This window comes from Pseudomonas sp. B10, assembly GCF_900156235.1.
Classification (GTDB): domain Bacteria; phylum Pseudomonadota; class Gammaproteobacteria; order Pseudomonadales; family Pseudomonadaceae; genus Aquipseudomonas; species Aquipseudomonas siliginis.
On the sequence record NZ_LT707063.1, the window covers coordinates 4,445,171 to 4,462,806 of the forward strand.

15 protein-coding genes and 2 tRNA genes are annotated in these 17,636 nt (G+C 59.1%); 14 read left to right on the forward strand and 3 right to left on the reverse strand.

Annotated features, from left to right (window positions below):
- The first annotated feature begins 79 nt into the window (after window positions 1-79).
- The 9 genes from BXA01_RS20125 (at window position 80) to BXA01_RS20165 (ending at window position 9,272) form a co-directional block, all read left to right on the forward strand.
- Window positions 80-156, forward strand: a tRNA-Met gene (locus BXA01_RS20125).
- A 139-nt stretch (window positions 157-295) separates the two neighbouring features.
- On the forward strand, window positions 296-754 hold the full coding sequence (gene rimP, locus BXA01_RS20130; protein WP_007973115.1) for a ribosome maturation factor RimP: 459 nt from the start codon (window positions 296-298) through the stop codon (window positions 752-754).
- 47 nt (window positions 755-801) lie between these two features.
- The gene (nusA, locus tag BXA01_RS20135; RefSeq protein ID WP_024011569.1) at window positions 802-2,283 is read left to right on the forward strand and encodes a transcription termination factor NusA; all 1,482 of its coding nucleotides are present in this window, start codon (window positions 802-804) and stop codon (window positions 2,281-2,283) included.
- A 27-nt stretch (window positions 2,284-2,310) separates the two neighbouring features.
- The gene (gene infB, locus BXA01_RS20140) at window positions 2,311-4,836 is read left to right on the forward strand and encodes a translation initiation factor IF-2 (protein ID WP_041477933.1); all 2,526 of its coding nucleotides are present in this window, start codon (window positions 2,311-2,313) and stop codon (window positions 4,834-4,836) included.
- 159 nt (window positions 4,837-4,995) lie between these two features.
- On the forward strand, window positions 4,996-5,397 hold the full coding sequence (gene rbfA, locus BXA01_RS20145) for a 30S ribosome-binding factor RbfA (RefSeq protein WP_016771753.1): 402 nt from the start codon (window positions 4,996-4,998) through the stop codon (window positions 5,395-5,397).
- A 4-nt stretch (window positions 5,398-5,401) separates the two neighbouring features.
- The gene (gene truB, locus BXA01_RS20150; RefSeq protein WP_024011571.1) at window positions 5,402-6,319 is read left to right on the forward strand and encodes a tRNA pseudouridine(55) synthase TruB; all 918 of its coding nucleotides are present in this window, start codon (window positions 5,402-5,404) and stop codon (window positions 6,317-6,319) included.
- A gap of 143 nt (window positions 6,320-6,462) precedes the next feature.
- Window positions 6,463-6,732, forward strand: a complete 270-nt coding sequence (gene rpsO / locus BXA01_RS20155) for a 30S ribosomal protein S15 (protein ID WP_016771751.1) — start codon at window positions 6,463-6,465, stop codon at window positions 6,730-6,732.
- 204 nt (window positions 6,733-6,936) lie between these two features.
- Window positions 6,937-9,042, forward strand: coding sequence for a polyribonucleotide nucleotidyltransferase (gene pnp, locus BXA01_RS20160; protein ID WP_024011572.1), 2,106 nt, complete (start codon window positions 6,937-6,939; stop codon window positions 9,040-9,042).
- Window positions 9,043-9,199: 157 nt separating this feature from the next.
- A tRNA-Thr gene (locus BXA01_RS20165) sits at window positions 9,200-9,272 on the forward strand.
- Window positions 9,273-9,292: 20 nt separating this feature from the next.
- On the opposite strand, the gene BXA01_RS20170 is transcribed toward BXA01_RS20165, so the two are convergent.
- Window positions 9,293-9,634: a type II toxin-antitoxin system HicB family antitoxin gene (locus tag BXA01_RS20170; protein WP_056782875.1), complete on the reverse strand. Its 342-nt coding sequence runs from the start codon at window positions 9,632-9,634 to the stop codon at window positions 9,293-9,295.
- Complete coding sequence (locus tag BXA01_RS20175) at window positions 9,631-9,882, reverse strand: type II toxin-antitoxin system HicA family toxin (RefSeq protein ID WP_056782877.1); 252 nt, start codon at window positions 9,880-9,882, stop codon at window positions 9,631-9,633. Before BXA01_RS20175 ends, BXA01_RS20170 begins: the two co-directional genes overlap by 4 nt.
- A gap of 354 nt (window positions 9,883-10,236) precedes the next feature.
- Here BXA01_RS20175 and BXA01_RS20180 point away from each other — a divergent pair, with 354 nt between their 5' ends.
- Window positions 10,237-10,536, forward strand: coding sequence for a DUF6388 family protein (locus BXA01_RS20180; RefSeq protein ID WP_076565788.1), 300 nt, complete (start codon window positions 10,237-10,239; stop codon window positions 10,534-10,536).
- Between the two features lie 80 nt (window positions 10,537-10,616).
- On the opposite strand, the gene nadC is transcribed toward BXA01_RS20180, so the two are convergent.
- Entirely contained in the window at window positions 10,617-11,465 is an 849-nt protein-coding gene (gene nadC / locus BXA01_RS20185) for a carboxylating nicotinate-nucleotide diphosphorylase (RefSeq protein ID WP_076565789.1), read from the reverse strand.
- Window positions 11,466-11,732: 267 nt separating this feature from the next.
- Between nadC and BXA01_RS20190 the strand changes: the two genes are divergently transcribed.
- The 4 genes from BXA01_RS20190 to BXA01_RS27770 all read left to right on the forward strand — a co-directional run bounded on the left by BXA01_RS20190 (window position 11,733) and on the right by BXA01_RS27770 (window position 17,612).
- A complete protein-coding gene (locus BXA01_RS20190) occupies window positions 11,733-13,910 on the forward strand; it encodes a DUF1631 domain-containing protein (RefSeq protein WP_076565791.1) in 2,178 nt (725 codons plus the stop codon).
- A 64-nt stretch (window positions 13,911-13,974) separates the two neighbouring features.
- Window positions 13,975-14,535 (forward strand): 1,6-anhydro-N-acetylmuramyl-L-alanine amidase AmpD, encoded by a 561-nt coding sequence (gene ampD / locus BXA01_RS20195; protein ID WP_076565793.1) that lies wholly within the window; start codon window positions 13,975-13,977, stop codon window positions 14,533-14,535.
- Window positions 14,532-15,371, forward strand: a complete 840-nt coding sequence (gene ampE, locus BXA01_RS20200; RefSeq protein ID WP_076565795.1) for a regulatory signaling modulator protein AmpE — start codon at window positions 14,532-14,534, stop codon at window positions 15,369-15,371. Before ampD ends, ampE begins: the two co-directional genes overlap by 4 nt.
- Window positions 15,372-16,922: 1,551 nt before the next feature.
- Window positions 16,923-17,612, forward strand: a complete 690-nt coding sequence (locus tag BXA01_RS27770; RefSeq protein WP_370695133.1) for a methyl-accepting chemotaxis protein — start codon at window positions 16,923-16,925, stop codon at window positions 17,610-17,612.
- Window positions 17,613-17,636 lie beyond the last annotated feature (24 nt).

Consider the following 17,636-nt stretch of genomic DNA (forward strand, 5'->3'; position numbering starts at 1 on the left):
CTGTTGCGGGCTTTCTTGCAGGTGGAAGGTTACATTGACCCTAAAAGGGATCGGTCGTATACTTCCGCCCCAGCTTTGTCGCGGGGTGGAGCAGTCTGGTAGCTCGTCGGGCTCATAACCCGAAGGTCGTCGGTTCAAATCCGGCCCCCGCAACCAGTTTAAGGAGCCCCTTTTAAGGGGCTTTTTGTTAGCTGGATACTTTCAACGCCGCTGTTCGACGGCGTTTCAAGGATGGGCGTTATGCCCATTTTTTTATTTTGCAAAGCATGCACATATCATGCACTAGGGGGTTCAGGTGTCGAGCAAGCTAGAAGAGTTGCAGGCCTTGCTGGCCCCGGTGGTCGTGGCCCTGGGCTATGAATGCTGGGGTATCGAGTTTTCGGCTCAGGGTCGTCACTCGATGTTGCGCGTTTATATCGATAAAGAGGGTGGCGTGCTGGTGGACGATTGCGCCATTGTCAGCCGTCAGATCAGCGGCGTTCTGGATGTTGAAGATCCGATCTCCGTTGAATACACCCTTGAAGTTTCCTCGCCTGGCATGGAGCGCCCGCTGTTCACTCTTGAGCAGTTTGCCAAATTTGCCGGTGAACAAGTGAAGATCAAGCTGCGCTCGCCTTTCGAAGGTCGACGCAACTTTCAGGGCCTTCTGCGCGGTGTAGAAGAGCAGGACGTCGTGGTGCAGGTAGAAGACCACGAGTTCCTGTTGCCGATCGATATGATCGACAAGGCCAACATTATTCCCAGTTTTGACTGAGACGCGGATCCCGCGGATCCAATGGCTTGCGAAAGGCGAGGCGTACGATGAGCAAAGAAGTACTGCTGGTTGTTGAGTCGGTATCCAATGAAAAGGGTGTACCGGCAAGCGTAATTTTTGAAGCGCTGGAGCTGGCTCTGGCCACTGCTACCAAAAAGCGTTTTGAAGACGAAGTGGACCTGCGTGTGGAAATCAACCGCCACACCGGTTCCTACGAAACCTTCCGTCGCTGGACGGTCGTCGAAGAGAATGATCTCGACGATCCGGCCATCGAGACCTGGCCAAGCAAGGTTGCCGAAACGCATCCTGGCGCCAAGGTCGGTGACGTCGTCGAAGAGAAAATCGAATCCATCGAATTCGGCCGCATCGCTGCACAGACTGCCAAGCAGGTCATCGTGCAGAAAGTTCGCGAAGCCGAGCGTGCTCAAGTGGTCGACGCCTATCGCGAGCGCCTGGGAGAAATCATCTCCGGCACCGTGAAAAAAGTCACCCGCGACAACGTGATCGTCGATCTGGGCAACAATGCTGAAGCGTTGCTGGCCCGTGAAGACATCATTTCTCGCGAAACCTTCCGTGTCGGCGTGCGTCTGCGTGCGCTGCTCAAGGAAATCCGCACCGAGAACCGCGGCCCGCAGCTGATCCTGTCGCGTACCGCGCCGGAAATGCTGATCGAGCTGTTCCGTATCGAAGTGCCGGAAATCGCCGAAGGCCTCATCGAGGTCATGGCCGCCTCCCGTGATCCGGGTTCGCGTGCCAAGATCGCCGTCCGCTCCAAGGACAAGCGCATCGACCCGCAAGGTGCCTGCATCGGTATGCGCGGTTCGCGCGTCCAGGCGGTATCGGGTGAGTTGGGCGGTGAGCGTGTTGATATCGTGCTGTGGGACGACAACCCGGCCCAGTTCGTGATCAACGCCATGTCCCCGGCCGAGGTTGCGGCAATTATCGTTGACGAAGATGCCCATGCCATGGACATCGCCGTTGGCGCAGACAATCTGGCTCAGGCCATCGGTCGCGGTGGTCAGAACGTGCGTCTGGCCAGCCAGTTGACTGGCTGGACCCTGAACGTGATGACCGAATCGGACATCCAGGCTAAGCAGCAAGCAGAAACCGGCGACATCCTGCGCAACTTCATCGACGAGCTGGAAGTCGACGAAGAACTGGCTCAGGTGCTGGTAGATGAAGGCTTCACCAGCCTGGAAGAGATTGCCTACGTACCGGTGGAGGAGATGCTCAACATCGACGGCTTTGACGAGGACATCGTCAACGAGCTTCGTGCTCGCGCCAAGGATCGCTTGTTGACCAAAGCCATCGCTACTGAGGAAAAGCTGGCAGACGCCCATCCGGCCGAAGACCTGCTCTCGCTTGAGGGTATGGACAAGGATTTGGCGATGGAACTGGCGGTGCGCGGCGTAATTACCCGCGAAGACCTGGCCGAGCAGTCTATTGACGACCTGCTCGACATCGACGGCATTGACGATGATCGTGCCGGCAAGTTGATCATGGCCGCCCGAGCCCACTGGTTCGAGTAACTAGGCGCGGCCTGAGGAGAGAAGTGCATGACGCAAGTCACGGTGAAACAACTGGCCGATGAGGTCAAAACACCGGTAGAGCGCCTGTTGCAGCAGATGCGTGAGGCAGGTCTGCCGCACACCGCCGCCGACGAAAATGTGACTGACAGTGAGAAGCAATCCCTGCTGACTCACTTGAAGAGCAGTCACAAGGCGAAAGTGGAAGAACCACGCAAGATCACGCTGCAGCGTAAAACCACCAGCACCCTGCGTGTGGCTGGTAGCAAGAGCATCAGCGTTGAAGTTCGCAAGAAGAAAGTTTTCGTACAGCGCAGCCCGGAAGAAATCGAAGCCGAGCGCAAGCGTGAACTGGATGAGCGTCGCGCAGTAGAAAATGCTGCCCGTCAGAAGGCTGAAGAAGAAGCCAAGCAACGCGCCGAAGAAGAAGCGCGTCGCCAGCCTGCTGCTGCGCAAACCGCTGCCAGCGACGCCGTTGCGGCACCGGCTGCTGCCGAACCTGTTCGCGAAAGCGCACCGGTGGCTGCTGCTCCTGCTCCATCGGCTGACGTTCGCAACAAGCAGAACGAACAGCGCCGTCCGGACAAGCCACGTGCCGACGATAACAATCGTCGTAGCGGCGGCGGTGATGGCGAGCGCAAAAACGCTCCGCATCGCGCATCGGTCAAAGAAAAAGCCCCGGCACCACGTGTGGCGCCACGCACTACCGACGAAGAAAGCGATGGCTTCCGTCGTGGTGGTCGCGGCAAGGCCAAGCTGAAGAAGCGCAACGCTCACGGTTTCCAGAGTCCGACCGGCCCTGTCGTGCGTGATGTGCAGATCGGCGAGACCATCACGGTTGGCGATCTGGCCAATCAGATGTCGGTCAAAGCGGCTGAAATCATCAAGTTCATGTTCAAACTGGGTACCCCAGCGACCATCAACCAGGTGCTTGATCAGGAAACTGCTCAACTGGTAGCCGAAGAACTGGGCCACAAAGTGACCCTGGTCAGCGACACCGCTCTGGAAGATTCCCTGGCCGAGTCCCTGAAGTTTGAAGGTGAGTCGTTCTCCCGTGCACCAGTCGTGACCGTAATGGGCCACGTTGACCACGGTAAGACTTCCCTGCTCGACTACATCCGTCGTGCCAAGGTAGCTGCTGGCGAAGCCGGCGGTATCACCCAGCACATCGGTGCATACCACGTTGAGACTGATCGCGGCATGGTCACTTTCCTCGACACCCCGGGTCACGCTGCGTTTACCGCAATGCGTGCCCGTGGTGCCAAGGCGACCGACATCGTGATCCTCGTGGTTGCAGCGGACGACGGCGTGATGCCGCAAACCATCGAAGCGGTTCAGCATGCGCAGGCAGCTGGCGTGCCGCTGGTGGTTGCAGTGAACAAGATCGACAAGCCGGGCGCTGATCTCGATCGCATCCGCAGCGAACTGTCGGTTCACGGCGTGACTTCCGAAGACTGGGGTGGCGACACACCATTCGTTCCGGTTTCGGCGAAGATGGGTACTGGCGTGGACGAGCTGCTTGAAGCCGTTCTGCTGCAGGCCGAAGTTCTCGAACTGAAAGCTACACCGTCGGCTCCTGGCCGTGGTGTGGTGGTTGAATCGCGTCTCGACAAGGGTCGTGGCCCGGTGGCAACCGTGCTGGTTCAGGACGGTACGCTGCGTCAAGGCGACATGGTCCTGGTCGGTTCGAACTACGGCCGTGTACGTGCCATGCTCGACGAGAACGGCAAGCCAATCAAGGAAGCCGGTCCATCCATCCCTGTCGAGATCCTCGGCCTGGACGGTACCCCGGACGCTGGCGACGAGATGAGCGTGGTTGCCGACGAGAAGAAAGCCCGTGAAGTGGCTCTGTTCCGTCAAGGCAAGTTCCGCGAAGTCAAACTGGCTCGCGCTCACGCCGGCAAGCTGGAAAATATCTTCGAAAACATGGGTCAGGCCGAGAAGAAGACGCTCAACATCGTCCTCAAATCCGACGTCCGTGGTTCGCTGGAAGCGTTGAACGGTGCCTTGAATGGCCTGGGCAACGACGAAGTACAAGTGCGCGTCGTGGGTGGCGGTGTCGGTGGTATCACCGAATCCGACGCCAACCTGGCACTGGCTTCCAACGCTGTACTGTTCGGCTTCAACGTGCGTGCCGATGCCGGCGCTCGCAAGATCGTCGAGCAGGAAGGTCTGGATATGCGTTACTACAACGTGATCTACGACATCATCGAAGACGTCAAGAAAGCCCTGACCGGCATGCTCGGCAGCGATGTTCGCGAGAACATCCTGGGTGTGGCCGAAGTGCGTGACGTGTTCCGTTCGCCGAAGTTTGGCGCGATCGCCGGTTGCATGGTGATCGAAGGTGTCGTGCACCGTAACCGTCCGATCCGTGTACTGCGTGAAGACATCGTTATCTTCGAAGGCGAGCTGGAATCCCTGCGCCGCTTCAAGGATGACGCTTCCGAAGTACGTGCCGGCATGGAATGCGGTATCGGCGTGAAGAGCTACAACGACGTCAAAGTCGGCGACAAGATCGAAGTCTTCGAGAAGGTTCAGGTTGCTCGCAGCCTCTGACTCGCGCACTTCAAGGGCCACGATGGGCCGTAGCATGCAAATGCACGGCACAGCGTCCGGACTCTAAACGCAACGCCCGGTCTGGCTTTTGTCAGGCCGGGCGTTTGCCGCTTTCAGACCTTGCGGGTTTCACCGCTGGGCAGTAACAGGTAACAAATCATGGCAAAAGAATACAGCCGTACCCAACGTATCGGCGATCAGATGCAGCGCGAGCTGGCGCAACTGATCCGTCGCGAAGTCAAAGATCCGCGCGTCGGCCTGGTCACCATCACCGCTGTGGAAGTGTCCCGTGACGTCGGTCACGCGAAGATTTTCATCACCGTGATGGGTCAGGACAATGCTGAAGACATCGCGCAAAGCATCAAGGTGCTCAACGCCGCCGCAGGCTTCCTGCGCATGCAATTGGCCCGCGAAATGAAGCTGCGCAGCGTGCCGCAATTGCACTTCCACTACGACGAATCCGTCGTGCGTGGCGCGCACCTGTCGGCATTGATCGAGCGCGCCGTGGCTGAAGACAATCAGCACGTTGCCGCTCCAGCACCTGAAGACACCAAGGAGTAATTCGGTGGCTCAGGTCAAACGTATCCGTCGTAACGTCAGCGGCATCATCCTGCTCGACAAGCCATTGGGGTTCACCTCCAACGCTGCCTTGCAGAAGGTGCGCTGGCTGCTCAATGCCGAGAAGGCCGGGCACACCGGCAGCCTCGACCCGTTGGCCACCGGCGTGTTGCCGCTGTGCTTCGGCGAGGCGACCAAGTTTTCGCAATACCTGCTCGATTCCGACAAGGGCTATGAGACCCTGGCACAACTGGGCAAGACCACCACCACGGCCGATGCCGAAGGAGAGGTTTTGCAGGAGCGTCCGGTGACCGTTGGTCGCGCCGATGTCGAAGCGGTTCTGCCGAAATTTCGTGGGCAAATCAGTCAGATACCGCCGATGTACTCGGCACTCAAGCGTGATGGCCAGCCGCTGTACAAACTGGCACGTGCAGGCGAAGTAGTGGAGCGCGAACCGCGTTCTGTTACTATTGCGCGCTTGGAATTGCTGGCCTTCGAAGGCGATACTGCGCGGCTTGCGGTGGACTGCAGCAAGGGCACCTATATTCGGACCCTGGTGGAGGATATCGGTGAGCAACTCGGTTGTGGTGCGTACGTCGCAGAATTGCGCCGGACCCAGGCCGGGCCTTTCACCCTGGCGCAGACTGTTACCCTCGAAGAGCTGGAAGCGGTACATGCCGAAGGCGGCAATGAAGCGGTCGACCGCTTCCTGATGCCATCGGACAGCGGCCTGCAGGATTGGCCGCTGCTGCACTTCTCGGAAGCGAGCGCGTTCTACTGGCTCAACGGCCAGCCGGTACGTGCCCCGGATGCACCGAAGTTCGGCATGGTACGAGTACAGGATCATAATGGTCGCTTCATCGGTATCGGTGAAGTGAGCGAAGACGGGCGTATCGCGCCGCGTCGCTTGATTCGGTCAGAATGACCGGAACCGGTCTGCGTTAAGCGGGCCGGCGAGTGTGGCTGTTAACAGGCATGGTCACTACTCATTTATAGATACAGGGATTTGTCCCTGGCCTGTTGAAGCTGTTTCCCTGAAACAGTTTCCTGATAAGGAAGGATTGCCTCATGGCTCTCGACGTTCAAGAAAAAGCTCAAATCGTTGCTGACTACCAGCAAGCTGTTGGTGACACTGGTTCGCCAGAAGTGCAGGTTGCACTGCTGACCGCCAACATCAACAAACTGCAAGGTCACTTCAAGGCCAACGGTAAAGATCACCACTCCCGTCGTGGTCTGATCCGCATGGTTAACCAGCGTCGCAAGCTGCTGGACTACCTGAAAGGCAAGGACGTAAGCCGGTACGCCGCGCTGATCGCTCGCCTGGGTCTGCGTCGCTAATCAGCGATTGCGCTATGAGGTTGGTGGTCTGTCGGGCGTCAGCGGTTTTCCGCTGGCGCCTTGCAGGCTCCCAGCCTCAAGTTTTATCTGCAGCATGGCTTTACCTGTAGCACCCGGACAATTGCCATCGGGCCGATTCCCGAGATTGCCCAAGAATTCGCAAGAAACCGTTTCCCCCAAGAGCCACAAAGAAGGTAGGACACCGTGAACCCGGTAATCAAAAAATTCCAGTTCGGTCAATCGACCGTTACCCTCGAGACAGGCCGTATCGCCCGTCAGGCCTCCGGCGCAGTATTGGTCACCGTTGACGACGACGTCAGCGTGTTGGTGACTGTTGTCGGTGCAAAGCAAGCCGATCCGGGCAAGGGCTTCTTCCCTCTGTCCGTTCATTACCAGGAAAAGACTTACGCTGCCGGTAAGATCCCTGGCGGTTTCTTCAAGCGTGAAGGCCGTCCTTCCGAGAAAGAAACCCTGACTTCCCGACTGATCGACCGTCCGATCCGTCCGCTGTTCCCAGAAGGCTTCATGAACGAAGTGCAGGTTGTCTGCACCGTCGTTTCCACCAGCAAGAAGACCGATCCGGACATCGCTGCGATGATCGGTACCTCGGCTGCCCTGGCCATCTCCGGCATTCCATTCGACGGCCCGATCGGCGCCGCTCGCGTGGCTTTCCACGAAAGCACCGGCTACCTGCTGAACCCGACCTACGAACAGCAGGCCGCTTCGAGCCTGGACATGGTCGTTGCCGGTACTTCCGACGCCGTGCTGATGGTTGAATCGGAAGCCAAAGAGCTGACCGAAGACCAGATGCTGGGCGCGGTACTGTTCGCTCACGACGAATTCCAGGTTGTGATCAACGCTGTTAAAGAACTGGCTGCCGAAGCTGCCAAGCCAACCTGGAACTGGGCTCCTGCGCCAGAAGCCACCGAACTGCTGGGCGCTATCCGTGCCGAGTTCGGCGAAGCGATCTCCCAGGCTTACACCATCACCATCAAGGCCGACCGTTACGCTCGCCTGGGTGAGCTGAAGGACCAAGTGGTTGCCAAGCTGTCCGGTGAAGAAGGCCAGCCAAGCGCTGCTGAAGTCAAAGCAGCCTTCGGCGAAATCGAATACCGCACCGTTCGCGAAAACATCGTTAACGGCAAGCCACGTATCGACGGTCGCGACACCAAGACTGTGCGTCCGCTGAACATCGAAGTCGGCGTTCTGCCAAAGACTCACGGTTCGGCTCTGTTCACCCGTGGCGAGACCCAGGCACTGGTTGTTGCAACACTGGGCACCGCCCGTGACGCACAACTGCTGGACACCCTGGAAGGCGAGAAAAAAGACCCGTTCATGCTGCACTACAACTTCCCGCCGTTCTCGGTGGGCGAGTGTGGTCGCATGGGTGGCGCCGGTCGTCGCGAAATCGGTCACGGCCGTCTGGCCCGTCGTTCGGTTTCGGCCATGCTGCCAGCCGCTGACGTGTTCCCGTACACCATCCGCGTGGTGTCGGAAATCACCGAATCCAACGGTTCGAGCTCGATGGCTTCCGTGTGCGGTGCTTCCCTGGCACTGATGGACGCTGGTGTACCGATGAAGGCACCGGTAGCCGGTATCGCTATGGGTCTGGTTAAAGAAGGCGAGAAGTTCGCCGTCCTGACCGACATCCTCGGCGACGAAGATCACCTGGGCGACATGGACTTCAAGGTAGCCGGTACCGCCAAAGGCGTTACTGCGCTGCAGATGGACATCAAGATCAAGGGCATCACCGAAGAGATCATGGAAATCGCTCTGGGCCAGGCCCTTGAAGCGCGCCTGAACATCCTCGGCCAGATGAACCAGATCATTGGCCAGTCGCGTACCGAACTGTCGGCCAACGCTCCGACCATGATCGCGATGAAGATCGACACCGACAAGATCCGTGACGTTATCGGTAAAGGTGGCGCGACCATCCGTGCGATCTGCGAAGAAACCAAGGCTTCGATCGACATCGAAGACGACGGTTCGATCAAGATCTTCGGCGAAACCAAGGATGCCGCAGAAGCAGCGCGTCAGCGCGTTCTGAGCATCACGGCAGAAGCCGAGATCGGCAAGATCTACGTCGGCAAGGTTGAGCGCATCGTCGACTTCGGCGCATTCGTCAACATCCTGCCGGGCAAGGACGGTCTGGTGCACATCTCGATGCTGAGCGACGCTCGCGTTGAGAAAGTGACCGACATCCTGAAAGAAGGCCAGGAAGTGGAAGTGCTGGTACTGGACGTGGACAACCGCGGCCGTATCAAGCTGTCCATCAAAGACGTGGCAGCTGCCAAGGCTTCGGGCGTTTAATCACCCCAACGCTTTAGCGCAATAAAGATGCCCCCGCCGTGCAAACGGCGGGGGTATTTTTTTATCTGAAATAAAGAAATTGTAGTTCTCAAAAGAAAACCATCAGACAACCCACAAATTTGCCGCAGCTCGAGACCGGTGCTAGGTTTAGCCCACCGCCCGTGTAGCTCAGCCGGTAGAGCAGCGCACTCGTAACGCGAAGGTCGCAGGTTCGATTCCTGTCTCGGGCAAAAAATTTTCGCCTTCGGTTTTATGCGTGGTGTTGGAGGTATTCGTTCAGTGCTTGACGTGTCAGATCATTCAACGACACATTTTGACGGGTTGCCGCCAGAGCCGCTGCTAAATGCAGATCGTGACCTATGCGAACATTGAACGATCCTTTGCATGGGATTTCAGGCTTCTGCCCGAGCTGCTGACAGGTTTGTAAATAGTCATCTACCGCCTCGCGAAAGGCTGCTTCCAGTTCAGCCACCGTTTGTCCTTCATAATTAACCAGCGCCCTGATGAAAAGGAGTTTTCCGAACAGGCACTTATCTTCCGTGCTCGCCTCGATAGAGCCAACATAGCCTTTGTAGTGCAGCTGGGAACTCATGGAATCAGGCCTCCTGTTTTCAGTTGCTCGATAATCTGGCGTCTTGCGTATGTTTTGATTTCATTTCCGGGATGTGGCTTGTGCAGGTTGATCATTGCGCTCGGATTCCCGTTGTCGAATTTGATCCTGCTACCGGATCCTTCCAGCTGAGAGTAACCAAGACGCGCCAACAGAGTGACAAGCTCGGACCATGTGAATGCGCTTTGGCCGTTGACTAGTTTGGCGAGAAGTTTTTCAGTCTTTGACATGCTGGCCTATGATTGCAACTGAATATAGTTGCCTGTTTTTGGGCGGTCAATGTGAAGGTTTCGTTTGCCTTGACCTCAAAGGCGATGGCGAGGATTTATACGCAGTGAATTTCGCGCATGGAAACAGGAAACTGTAACCAAGCGCATACCACCCTTCATTTCATTCCCCCGGTTGCACTGGCTTGCGTCTCTGTTAGGATTCCTTCGTACCAGACAAGCAAGCACCGTTGTTTTCATATGATCCACGAATGGTCCTGAAGGCCAGGAAAAACCGAGCTTCCAATGGCTTCCTGCGTCAGAGAGATCCTTGATGATCCAGATCCATCCTCCATTCCTAAGATCAGCGAGAACCCCATGACTGAATTGACCCAAGAGCAACGCCACGAACAAGCGCTGGAAAAATACCTTCTGGATGTGCCGGATCTGAAGGATGAGATCAAGGACCTGAGTCCCGATGATCAAAAAGACCAGATCCAGTGGGCCTTCGAAGACGAAGCCGAAGCGCAGGGCTTGCAGCCGTGGGAGCTGACCCTCAAGTACACGAGCACGCCGGAGGAGTTCGAGGCGCAGCGCCTCGTGCTGCACAAGGAAGCGGCGGAGGTATTGGGTGTCGAGTGGGAAGAGTACTGCGAGATGAATAATCTCGTCGTATAAGAGCAGCTGCGAGCTTCTAGCTACAAGCTGCAAGTCAAAGCAGAGTCGCTTGGCTTGTAGCTTGTAGTTTGCCGCTGCGTCTAGAGGCTCAGTCGCATCGACAGGTCCACCGCTTTGACATCCTTGGTCATCGCACCAATCGAAATGTAATCCACGCCCGTTTCGGCGATCGGCAGCAGCGTGCTTTCGTTGATGCCGCCGCTGGCTTCCAGTTTCGCTTTGCCGGCGGTCAGGCGTACGGCTTCACGCATGTCATCCAGGCTCAGTTCGTCGAGCATGATGATGTCGGCGCCGGCTTCCAGCGCTTGCTTCAATTCCTCAAGACTTTCCACTTCGATTTCCACCGGTTTGCCCGGGGCGATCTTGTGTGCGGCGGCCACGGCTTCGGCGATGCCGCCGCTGGCGGCGATGTGGTTTTCCTTGATCAGGAAGGCGTCGTAAAGACCGATGCGATGGTTGTGGCAGCCGCCGCAGGTCACTGCGTATTTCTGCGCCATCCGCAGGCCCGGCAAGGTTTTGCGCGTGTCGAGCAACTTGACCTGCGTCTCGCCGACGAAGTCCGCCAGGTACTGCGCGCGCGTGGCTACGCCGGACAGCAACTGCAGGAAGTTCAACGCGCTGCGTTCACCGGTCAGCAGTGAGCGAGCCGGGCCTTCCAGGTGAAACAGCGGCTGATTGGCTTTGACCCGCTGGCCGTCGACCACTTGCCAATGCACCGCCACGCGCGGATCGAGCTGGCGAAACACCGCATCGACCCACGCGGTACCGCAGATGACGGCGTCGTCACGGGTGATGATGGTGGCTTTGGCCAGGCGTTCGGCCGGGATCAGTTGCGCGGTGATGTCGCCGCTGCCGACGTCTTCGAGCAACGCACGGCGCACGTTGTTTTCGATTTCGGCGGTCAGATCGGCGAGACGTAGATTCGGCATAACGGACTCCACAAACAAAGTGGTTCGATTATAGGGGCAGGGCGCGAGCCAACCCAAGGCGAGAACGTGCGTGCCTGGCGCATCTGGTCGATTTTCCTGCGCTGAGTGCGAGGTGTATGGCGTATAGGGGAAACCCTGAGGCCTATAGCATCGCCGGCCTCTTTTGCCAGATAATCCGCCTTGTATTTGACGTCATGGCTTTGACGAACGACTCCGCTGGGGCAGTGTCGAAAGCGACGAACCGAATCACCGTTCCAGGAGGCTTGGATGCGCAACGACGGGAAAGTGGTGCCTTTGCACCGGGCGACTGCCGATCTGGCGGACCACTCGCCGCTTGCCCGCTTGCCGGTGATTTTGCTGCAGGTCCGCGACAAGGCTGCGCAGCAGCTGCGCCACGATTTGCAGGAGCTGTTCGATAACGCCGACGACACGCTGTTCGAAATGGCCGACCGGGCGCGCAACGACGTCGATCAGAACATCTTTTTCGAAGCCATGCGCGACCTGCGCCTCAAGCGCAAGAATATCGAGCGCGGCTTTCTTGAACTGTTCTTTGAAGCCTTCGCGGGCCTTACCCAATACGACCCCGCCGCCAACACCCTGCCACGCACGCCGGTGGTCGAAGAGTCGGCGCCGCGCACCGATGCCATGGAGCGTACCGTCGCTGTGCAGACCATGGTCAGTCGTGTGCTCAAGCGCGACGGCTTCGCTCTCGACCAACTGACCGCCCGCTTCAGCTCGATGCTCGGCAAGCGTCTGGACGATCAGCACAACCCGCTGAGTCCGGCGATGCTCTGCGAATATTTCCTGCAGGCCGGGCGTAACCTCGGCGTCGAGATCAAGGTCAAGCTGATCCTGCTCAAACTGTTCGAACGCTATGTGCTGGCTGACACCGAGCAGCTGTATGGCGAGGCCAATCAGCTGTTGCTCGCCACCGGCGTGTTGCCACATCTGAAGCCCGCCGTGGCTCGTCGCATGGTCGAGCCTGCGGACAGCGACACATTGATTGAAGATCTCGACGAGCCGCCAGCGGACGAAGGCATCGAGGAAGTGTTCGCCGCGATGCAGCAATTGCTCGCCCAGGTGCGCGGCCGCGTCACACCGACCCTGGAGCCCGGCGCCCCGGCGCATCCGATCAACACCCGCGACCTGTTGCGTTTGTTGTCGCACTTGCAGCAATACGTACCGGCGCTTGAGGCCCAGGAAGATTTCGATCTGCGCCATCAGCTCGAGCAACTGCTGACCCGGGTCAGCGTCAGGAGCGGCCGCTCCCGCGTCGTCGCGACTGCCGACGAAGATGTGATCAACCTGATCGCCATGGTCTTCGACTGCATCCTCGACGATCGCAATGTGCCTGACGCGCTCAAGGCGCTGATCGGCCGATTGCAGATTCCGATGCTCAAGGTTGCGGTGCTGGACAAGAGTTTCTTCAGCCGCAGCACCCACCCGGCGCGGCGCCTGCTCAATGAAATCGCCGAGGCCGCAATGGGCTGGAGCGATTGCGACGGTGCTGAGCGCGACAACCTCTACGTGCGCATCGAGCAAGTGGTACAGCGCTTGCTCAGCGAGTTTGTCGACGACCCGGCGATCTTCTCCGAACTGCTCGCCGACTTCCTCGCCTTCACTCAGGAAGAGCGCCGCCGCACCGAACTGCTTGAACAACGCTTGCGGGACGCCGAGGAAGGCCGGGCGAAGGCCGAGCTGGCTCAACGGCGTGTCGCGCAGGCGTTGCAACAGGCGCTACTGGGCAAAGTGCTGCCGGCGACGGTGGTGAGTTTCGTCCAGCAGGCCTGGAGCAAAGTGCTGTTGCTGACCTGCCTCAAGCATGGCGATCAGTCTGCCGAATGGCACGCCGACGTGCAGACCATGGAACAGTTGGTCTGGAGCGTGCAGCGCCATGACGACGGCGAATCCAGCCTGCGCCTGCTGGCGCTGGTGCCGGGCTTGCTCAAGTCGCTGCGCGATGGCCTGAGCAGTACCGCGTTCGACCCGTTTGCCACCAGCGAATTTTTCAGTGAGCTGGAGGCTCTGCACGTGCGCGTGCTGGAGCGTTCCGACGATGCCGATCACAGCGCCATGCCGCTGATCGAAGTCACGCCCGAGGTCTTGCAGCACAGTGCCCACCAGGCAGCAGCCACCCCGGCGCCGCGCCTGGCGCAAGACGCTGCCGGTCTGTCTCAGGTCGAGCAGTTGCGTGTGGGCCACTGGGTGGTGTTCGACGCAGACGAGGAACAGACCTTGCGTTGCAAACTCGCCGCGATCATCGAAGAGACCGGCAAATATGTCTTCGTCGACCGCACCGGGACGAAAGTGCTGGAGCACAGCCGCACCGACCTCGCCTTGGCTTTCAGCCGTGGCGCCGCGCGTGCGCTAGATGACACCTTGCTGTTCGACCGCGCACTGGAATCGGTGTTGGGCGACCTACGGCGACTCAATCGCGGCAAGTGATCGCGCGGTGAGGGCGGATCGCGGCATACTGGGCGCCCACATGGTCGGCGTTGAAGGAATCGGTATGCAGTTGGATCCCGCGAGCGGGTGGTGTCATGGCGTGCAGATCTGCCCGTCGCCCAACTTCAATGAGCGCCCGGCGGGCGAAGTGTCCCTGTTGGTCATCCACAACATCAGCCTGCCGCCGGCGCAATTCGCCACGGGCAAGGTTCAGGAATTTTTCCAGAATCGTCTGGATGTCACCGAAGACCCGTACTTTGCAGGCATCGCTGACCTGCGTGTCTCGGCGCATTTTCTGATCGAACGTGACGGCAAGGTCACCCAGTTTGTCTCCTGTCTGGAGCGCGCGTGGCATGCCGGCGTTTCGATGTTCGAAGGCCGTGAAACCTGTAACGATTTTTCCGTGGGCATCGAGCTGGAAGGCACCGATGATCTGCCGTTCACCGACGAACAGTATTGTTCGTTGACTGCGCTGACCCGGCAGTTGCAGAAACGTTTTCCGGCGATCACCGATCAGCGTATCTGTGGCCACAGCGATATCGCGCCGGGGCGCAAGACCGATCCGGGACCGGCATTCGACTGGGCACGCTACCGCGCAGCCCTGGCAAAAGAGGAAGGACAATGAGTTTTCTGGTGTTACTGCTGGCGGTGTGGATCGAGAAGTTTTCGGCCCTGCGTCATCGGCTTCAACGCGACGGCGGATGGATCCGCGAACTGCACAAACTCGAAAACAGCAAACGGCTGGCCAGGCAACCGTGGCTGGTGCTGACGATTCTGGTGCTGTGCCCGGTGGCGTTGCTGGCGCTGTTGCTGCTGGTGCTGGAACCGGTGGCGTACGGTCTGCTGGCGCTGCCGGTGCATTTGCTGGTGGTGATTTACAGCCTCGGACGCGGCGATCTGCTCGGCGGCCTCGGACCGTTCCGCGATGCCTGGCGCCGTGAGGATCTGCAAGCGGCGGCGCACGTCGCCAAGCGCGACCTGGACATCTGCGCCGACAGCGGCGAGCAATTGCTTGAGCAAGTGCAGGGGCATCTGCTGTGGCAGGCCTATCAGAGTTTTTTTGCGGTGATCTTCTGGTACTTCCTCCTCGGTCCGGTGGCGGCATTGGCTTATCGCCTGTTGGCGCTGGCCGAAGAGCACGGCAGCAATCCGGCGCTGGTCGAGCGTGCTGCGCAATTGCGTCACGCTTTCGATTGGGTGCCGGTGCGTTTGCTGGCGGCGAGTCTTGCGTTGGTCGGCAATTTCGTCGCGGTCAGCCGAGTGATGCTGCATGAGCTGCTGAACTGGAACATCAGCGCTGCGCAGTTGATCAACAAGGTCGGCCTGGCCGCCGGGGAAGTTCCACCGCCAGTGGTCGGCCCGGACGGCATCAACACTCTCGATTGCCTGTGGGAACTGCTGCTGCGCGCGGCGGTGCTGTGGTATGCCGGGTTTGCCTTGTGGACGGTTCTGGTTCACTGATAAGCCAGAGTGAAACTCATTGTGGCGAGGGGATTTATCCCCGAGGGGCTGCGCCGCAGCCCAGAAAACCCTGTTCCACCATTCATCAGTAACCATAAGTTACAAAACCTCCCGCCGATTTACGCTATACAGAGATAGCGCCCGATAGTGGCTATCTGCTGTCGTCCCGCGCCTGCCAATAAAAACAAGAAAAACCAAGGGAGACTTCCAGTGAAGAGCTTGCTCTATCCCGCCGTCTCGCTGATGAACCGTCTGAGCTTCGGCATGAAGTTCAGCCTGATCAGCGTGCTGTTCCTGGTGCCGATGCTGGTGACCAATTTCTACCTGGTGCGCGATTCCTATCGCGAGTTTCAGGGCACCCGCGTCGAACTGCAGAGCCTCGACCTGTTGGGCAGCAGCCTGAGCCTGCGCCGGGATCTGGAGACCCTGAATAATCTGGTGCAGATCGACGTCACCCTCGGCCAGTCCGGCAAGGCCGGCAATGTCGAGGCGCAGATCCAGGCGCTGGAGCAAGCCGTGCTCGCGCGGCTCGAAGGGCTGACGGCGATGACCGAAGACCCCGAGCAGATCAAGCAGTTCGAGGCCAAGCGCGATGAAATGATCGCCGCGTTCAAGGCCCAGCAAGCGGAGAGCTCGCTGCAAAGCAAAAGCGCGTTGATTGGCAAGTTGCTGGCCAGTGCGCAGATTTTCAGCCAGATCATCACCAGTCAGGCCGGGTTGAGCCGCGACAACCAGAGCGACATTCGTCAGCTCAGCGAACTGGTCACGCTGATTACCCCCAGCGTCACGCAAACCCTCGGCGAGGGCCGGGCGATGGGTTCATATTCGTTGGGTCAGGGTTTTCTCAACAGTTCCTCGAGCACGCGTTTTGACGAGTTGCTGGTGCAGATCGAAAAACTCCAGGCCGAATACGCCCTGAAACTGCAGGACGCCCTCGGTTCCAGCAGCGCTGCACGCGAATCCCTCAGTGCCCAGGCTGACATCAGCAAGGCCTCGCTCAAGCAGGCCAGCGAGCTGTTCGAAGAACAAGTGGTGATGGCCGACACCCTCGATGCGCCGTGGCAGGCGTTTTACGACCAAGTGACCGGGCTGATGGAACACACCTACCAGCTCAATCAGGCCACGCTGAAATTCCTCGACAGCCAATTGCAGCAGCGTCTGGCGCAGAACCGCACGCACATGATTCTGCAAGCCTCGGCACTGTCGGTGGTGTTCGTGCTGATTTTCTATCTTTATGGCGGTTTCTACGCCTCGACCCGCACCACCCTGAAAAGCCTGGGCGCCATGATGGACAAGGTCGCGGCTGGTGACATGACCGTCAACTTCAAGGCCAGCAGCCGCGATGAACTGGGCGAGTTGGGCGAGGTGTTCAACGGCACGGTGAAGAAGATTCACGACTTGATCGAACGTGTCGGTCATACCGTCGGCGAGGTCGAGCGTCAGGCCGGCCAGGTCGAAAGCGTGTCGGCGCAGAGCAATCAGGCTGTCGCTGGGCAGCGCTCGCAGATCGAACAAGTGGCGACGGCGATGAACCAGATGTCGGCGACTTCAATGGAAGTCGCGCGCAGTGCTGCTGCGGCGGTGAGCAGCGCCCACAGCGTCAACGACGAAACCCTCAGCGGGCGCGGGCTGGTGGAATCGCAGCAGGGCAGCATTGCCGCGCTGGCCAGCGAAATCGATCAGTCGGTGCTGGTGATCAATCAACTGGCCAGCGACAGCCAGTCGATCAGCCGTGTGCTTGAGGTGATCAAGAGCATCGCCGAACAGACCAATCTGCTGGCGCTCAACGCCGCCATTGAAGCGGCCCGGGCCGGCGAGCAGGGGCGCGGTTTTGCGGTGGTCGCCGACGAAGTACGCACCTTGGCCAAGCGTACCCAGCAATCGACCGAAGAAATCGAGCAGATGATCGCCAAGCTGCACGGCGGGGTCGGCGCGGCGGTGAAGGCCATGGGCGTCAGCCATCAGATGGCCAACGGCACGGTGGGCCAGTCGGAGAAGGTCCAGCAGGCGCTGGAAAACATCCTTGGCGCGGTGGGCATGATCGTCGATCAGAACCAGCAGATCGCCGCTGCCGTCGAACAGCAGACCGCCGTGGCCCACGACATCGATCAGAACATCGTCGAGATCAACCGCGCTGGCGAACGCACAGCACAAGGCGCACACCAGACCGAAGATGCCAGCCGCGCGCTGTCGGCGCAGGTGGTTGAGCTCAAACAGCTGATCAGTGCGTTTCGTGTCTGAAAGGCTGGAACCGGATCAAAAATG

What these genes read in the sequence shown, in the direction of transcription:
- BXA01_RS20180 (WP_076565788.1), top strand. Translation starts at nt 10,237, where the DNA reads ATGACTGAATTGACCCAAGAGCAACGCCACGAACAAGCGCTGGAAAAA.
- BXA01_RS20190 (WP_076565791.1), top strand. Translation starts at nt 11,733, where the DNA reads ATGCGCAACGACGGGAAAGTGGTGCCTTTGCACCGGGCGACTGCCGAT.
- BXA01_RS27770 (WP_370695133.1), top strand. Translation starts at nt 16,923, where the DNA reads ATGGAAGTCGCGCGCAGTGCTGCTGCGGCGGTGAGCAGCGCCCACAGC.
- BXA01_RS20175 (WP_056782877.1), bottom strand. Translation starts at nt 9,882, where the DNA reads ATGTCAAAGACTGAAAAACTTCTCGCCAAACTAGTCAACGGCCAAAGC.
- infB (WP_041477933.1), top strand. Translation starts at nt 2,311, where the DNA reads ATGACGCAAGTCACGGTGAAACAACTGGCCGATGAGGTCAAAACACCG.
- rpsO (WP_016771751.1), top strand. Translation starts at nt 6,463, where the DNA reads ATGGCTCTCGACGTTCAAGAAAAAGCTCAAATCGTTGCTGACTACCAG.
- ampD (WP_076565793.1), top strand. Translation starts at nt 13,975, where the DNA reads ATGCAGTTGGATCCCGCGAGCGGGTGGTGTCATGGCGTGCAGATCTGC.
- BXA01_RS20170 (WP_056782875.1), bottom strand. Translation starts at nt 9,634, where the DNA reads ATGAGTTCCCAGCTGCACTACAAAGGCTATGTTGGCTCTATCGAGGCG.
- nadC (WP_076565789.1), bottom strand. Translation starts at nt 11,465, where the DNA reads ATGCCGAATCTACGTCTCGCCGATCTGACCGCCGAAATCGAAAACAAC.
- rbfA (WP_016771753.1), top strand. Translation starts at nt 4,996, where the DNA reads ATGGCAAAAGAATACAGCCGTACCCAACGTATCGGCGATCAGATGCAG.
- nusA (WP_024011569.1), top strand. Translation starts at nt 802, where the DNA reads ATGAGCAAAGAAGTACTGCTGGTTGTTGAGTCGGTATCCAATGAAAAG.
- ampE (WP_076565795.1), top strand. Translation starts at nt 14,532, where the DNA reads ATGAGTTTTCTGGTGTTACTGCTGGCGGTGTGGATCGAGAAGTTTTCG.